We start from the raw sequence: 5,310 nt of genomic DNA on the forward strand, positions 1-5,310 counted from the left end.
ACGCGCGGGCAGGCGGAATTCGAAGCAGCAGCCCTGCGGCGTGTTCTCCGTCAGGACGATATCCCCGCCATGGGCCCGTGCGATCTGCCGGGAGACGAACAAGCCAAGCCCGGCGCCGTATTTATAGGCACCGCCGCCGCTACCGGCCCGGCGATAGCGTTCGAAGATATGCGCCACCTGATCCTCGGCGATACCGTTTCCCTGATCGCGGATCGCGACGGTGGCCATTCCATCGCGGCTGGCCACATCGACATGGACCTCGCCACGCTCAGAATATTTCATCGCATTGTCCAGCACGTTGGACAGGGCGATGCGCAGCAGCGCGGCATCGCCCTCGATGGTCACCGTCTCGCCGCCGGCCGGTTGGCCTTCCACCGTCAGCCGCAGCTGGTGCAGCTCCGACATTTCCACCAATCCGGCCGCCGCGCGCACCTCGGCGATAAGATCGACAGGGCGCGTGTCGAGATAGAGCGTATCGGACGTCAGCCGGGCATCGGCCAGGCAATTGTCGGTCAGCTGCGACAGCCGGTCCGCCGCGCGCTGAATCCTGTCATGGCGCTGGGTGATGTCGGGCCAGCCCACCGTCAGCAGGCGCAGATTCTCCACGGCCGCCGAGATGACCGCCAGCGGCGTGCGGAATTCGTGGCTGACCATGGCCATGAACTGGCGCTGGTTGAAGCTGGCTTCCCGTTCGACGCGCAATTCCCGCGCCATCTGCTGCTGCTCGGCGAGCATCCGGCGCTCATCCCGGATCCGGTTGACGACCAGAATCATCACCATCAGCATGATCGCCATCATCACGAACTGCCATTGCCCGAACAGCACGGGGCTGAAGCGGATATAGCCCTGCAGCATCAGCTCCTGCAGCAGACCGGTCACCACGAGCAGGGCCGGCAGGATCACGATCGTGCCCTCGGCGCTGAGCAGCCGCCGCAGACGCCAGAGCCGGATGATTGCGTGCATGGTCATGACGCCAATCATCAGGCAGATGACGATCTGCAGGTTCTTGGCGAAGGCATAAATCCCCAGCGGGATGGAGAATTGCAGCAGCAGGCTGAAACCGACCGCCACCAGGACCGCCCTGTAGAGCCGGGGCGCATAAGAGCGCAGGTTCAGCACCTCGGCGGACATCCAGAAGACCGTGCTGTAGGTCAGCAGGGTCGTGATGCTGGTCAGGTAGTGCTGCAGCGGCCCCCATATATCGCCCAGGATCCAGGTCACATAGCCCTGGACGCTGGCAATCCCCAGATAGACGACCGATACGGAGGCGATGGACCAGAGTGTGCGGCTGTTGAGATAGGCGGCGAGCAGGATGGCGAGCGCGCTGGAGAAGGCGGCCATCCCGAAATAGAAGCTCCAGAAGGAGGTGGTCCACGCCGCCTGGCCGAGATACGCCGCCGGCTGCCAGAGTGTCGGCACCAGGATCACGGCGCTGGTGCTGCGCACCCGCAGGATGATCTCGTAGCCTTCGCCCGCAGGACCCGGCGGGGCGAAAGCATAGACCGGGAAGCGGTAGTCCAGATCGTCATCCGGCGGGCCCCAGCGGTCGCCGGCTTCGCGCCGCTGCCAGGGGCGCTCCTGGGGGGCATCCCCGCCCAGCGGCCGGCTGTACAGCGTCAGCTCATCGAGATAGACCGGGCTAAGCTGCATCCACAGCGCGTCGGCTTCGAATCTGTTCGCCGGAAGCGTGAAGCGCAGCCAGAAGGCCGAATCGGTATAGCCTTCCGACAGCGGGCGGGACGCCGGCGACACATCCGCTTCCGGCAGGGCCAGGAAATCCTCCAGCGTCATCCGGCCGGTGGGATCCTCATGCAGAGCGTAGGGAATATCCGGCCCCACCGAAAGCGGCCTGGCGGCGGATTCCGTTGCGATCAAAAGGATGCCTGCCAGGAAAATCCCGGCAAAAGAAAACAAGCCCCGCATCGACTGTTGATAAGCCCTGGTTCCGAAAGTCCGACTGCCAACCTAAAGGATTGGGCCGCTTCGGGTCACGGTTAAATACTTTCCGCGCCCGGGGGTTGCCCCCCACAAAAAAGCGGTTGCTATCGCCACGACATCAGGATGCTTGCGACCGCACGATGCGGACCCGCGGACAGCAGCCGCTAGAAGATCGGCACGTCGAACGGGTTGATGGCGGGCTGACGGCACGCGGGCTGCAACTGCCGACCGACTGTTTCGCCCCCGTCGCCGATTACGAAACCACGAAATGGCGGCTTTTCGGGACAGGGGATTGAGTGAGGAGCATGGGGAGGCGGACGGGGTCTCGCGCCTTAAGCCGGCTATTCCTACCGTAAAAATGGCTGGAGTTTGATCGGCAACATATGACGTTTAATATTATTACTTATATCTCAGGCCAAGGCTCTTTGAACAAAGGAACACCGATTTCCTTACAGTAAGTATGCGCTAATTTCTGATTTCCTTCTATGTACCCCTCCAGTATATTCCGGCGCATTTCGGGAGATAAAAACGACAACTCAGAACCTATTTTCCTTATTTCCATTTTTGAGAGCACAAGGGATCTTAGTTGAGATTTATCGCGCTCACACATGTTGCTTTGATTAATTTTCAAGAGGATATCTGCCGCATCTGGCCCAGGCGAAGGGTTTACGGTCCTATCGGGCTGGATGAGTGTCGTTCGTAAATCTGAGGCATCACAGACCGACAATATATCTGTGAAAACTGCGTCATTTTGCAGTAGCCATTCATACGTTCTTACAACACCCTTTTCGGCACCAACGCCGAAGAACCACCTGTCTATTACGTCTATATAGGATGTTCCAGATAGCGGGTCTGATGAAAACTCAGCTAGCCAGTCTTTAAAAGAACGCGCCTCCCCAGATTTTAGCGCCTGAAGATAAGAAGATTGCAGCCAATAATCTGGGCGCCTCACACTAGCATAAAGTATTGTTTTTTGACTTTGAAATTCCTGTCGCCATATTCTGTAGAAAATATCATCGAACACCCCCCAGAGATACTCAGTACTAAGAACCACCGTCTGACAACCACTATTCTTTGCCTCTTCGCGCACAGATGCCGCCATGCCCAAAAAAGCGTCACGCCTTGAATTAATATCTTCGGAGAGATCACCTAGATGCATTGTATATGCGGTAGGGTGCAATGCTGCTCCCAATATATGGTGGGCATTTTGGACCACCCCTGTTTCAGGATAAAGAACCCCAGAATCTTTAAGTTTTCTTCTATTAAGGAATAGAAATTCCTGAAGGGCTGAACTTCCTGTCTTTGTAGATCCTATGTGAATAATAAGATTATCCATTTTCCACACTTAATTATTTATATAATTTTATTTTCTGTGCAATACAATTCATAATAAATTCAATCATCAATGCATTGGGGTAATTAATATCCATTATATTTCCTACGTTCATTTGCCTAAGCCTCTCTGCGGGCGCGCCTATATCCGTAACCACCGGCCAAAGGCCAAGACGCAGACTATGGCTTAGTGAGTAGGAATAGGTTTCCGGCCACTGGTTGGGGAAAAAGCTGATGTGCGGCTGGTACTCCCGGACCAGTTCATCCAGTTCATGTTCCTCGTACCGGCCGGTGACGATGATGTTCGCGAAGCCTTTCGCCAGTTCATCATCCATGGTGTAGCCGAACACGATGAAGGTGATGGGCAGCGCCCTTTCCTGCGCGTATCTGGCGCAGTCGATAAGCTGGTGAAAACCCTTGATATCACTGATGGCGCCGAACAGGGCGACGCGCAACTGGCCATCCACGGCAGGTCGGGCAAGGGGTAGGGCTTCAGGGTGAGGCGCCATTTCAGGCTCTGGGTGTGGTGTGACATGGTAATTGGCCTCCACGCCATGCGCCCGCAGCCGCTTCACCACATCCTCAGCCCCCGCATATACCTGCTCCGCACGGCCCAGCAAGGCGCCCATGTTCTGCCGGTATGCCGCCACGCTCTCCTCGCTGTCCCGAAGAGCCTCCCGAAGCCCCGGATGGGCAGAGTACAGGGCGATACAGTTATCGCAGTGCTGGACGGCCGGCTCGCCGCAATACCGCCCGCCAGCCTGCGTCAGGGTCGCGCGGGGACAGAGCCATGCATAGTCGTGGATGGTTGCGTCGAAGGGCAAGGATGTGGTCAGCCAGTCCAGCAAGCCGAGCGGCATGCCGAATGGCGCATGCAGGTGAAAGCGCCTGATCCGGAGGCGTCCGATGTCGGCCTTGAGCGCCTCCAGATCGCCTGCCGCGTAGCGCTCGACATGGCGCTCGCTGAAGAACCCGGCCAGATCGGTCCCCGACAGGTCGGCTTCCAGTTCAGCGTGGCCCTTTGCATCGAAACGGAGGACCAGCGGCACCCTCCCCTCCTCGATCTGGAGCGCCGAGACATCGCGCACATATTTATCGGTCCCGCCACCAAAGGAATGGCTGACGTGAAGGATGCGGTTCTCGCCCAGGGCAGCGGTGATGAGTTCCAGGTTTATGGTCCGGCGCGCCGGACCTATCGGGTCCCTGGCGATGAAGCGCTGAATAAGCTGATCGTAGAAAGGGAAGGATTCGGTGATTTTTTGCGCGCTCTCGGTGATGCGTTCCAGCTTCTCATCGCCAAAAGACGCATTGCCTCGGTGGACGACAAAAATGTCCGTCGCGACGACATGACGCCAGCCCTGCGCCCTGGCCTTGATACAGAAATCGACCTCCTCGCCATAGCCACGCCCCCATACCGCGGCATCAAAGAGCCCGATTTCGTCGAGGCAGTCGCGCCGGATGAACATGCAGAAACCAATCGCGACAGGGAGGTCGACCACCCTGCCGGCATTGCACTGCGCCGCCACCCTATCCACCCGGCGGGCGAGGGCGGCATCCTCGACAGGTAGCGACTTGCAGGGGTAGGGAAGCGTTACGATTTCGCCGTTATTCGAGAGCGGCGTCACCGTGCCGATCATTGGGTCGCTCTTCGCAGCGGACATCAGGCGGTCGATCCAGCCATCCTGAACCACCGTATCCGCGTTGAGCAGAATAACGTCCCGGTCACCGGCGGCAACCATCCCGAGGTTCACGGCCTGCGAAAAGCCGCCGTTCCGCGTGCGCCGGATGATGACGAGATTATCGTGCTGCCGCTTCTGCACTGCGTCGATGAAATCATTGATCAACGGATCGGGGGAGCAGTCATTCACGACAACAACGCGGAATGGCGTCTCGTTGCGCGCCCGAAGGACACTGTCCAGGCATTCGGCTGTCTCCATGCAGCCGCCATAGACCGGAATCACGACGTCCACATGGGGTAATCGCGGGAGCGGTCGCCCTGAACACCGATCATATTCTTGGAGGGTGGCTGTTCCCCGATAG

General features: G+C 58.4%; 3 protein-coding genes. All 3 read right to left on the reverse strand.

Annotation, left to right across the window (positions count from 1 at the left end):
- A partial coding sequence (locus tag BKM74_RS18280; protein ID WP_176342614.1) for a sensor histidine kinase occupies nucleotides 1-1,875 on the reverse strand: 1,875 nt, incomplete at its 3' end.
- Nucleotides 1,876-2,341: 466 nt separating this feature from the next.
- Nucleotides 2,342-3,274, reverse strand: coding sequence for a hypothetical protein (locus BKM74_RS18635; RefSeq protein WP_140056128.1), 933 nt, complete (start codon nucleotides 3,272-3,274; stop codon nucleotides 2,342-2,344).
- 13 nt (nucleotides 3,275-3,287) lie between these two features.
- Nucleotides 3,288-5,310: glycosyltransferase (locus BKM74_RS18285; protein WP_140056129.1), on the reverse strand; the 2,023-nt coding region annotated here is incomplete at its 5' end.

It is taken from the genome of Oceanibaculum nanhaiense (assembly GCF_002148795.1).
Taxonomy (GTDB): Bacteria; Pseudomonadota; Alphaproteobacteria; order Oceanibaculales; family Oceanibaculaceae; genus Oceanibaculum; species Oceanibaculum nanhaiense.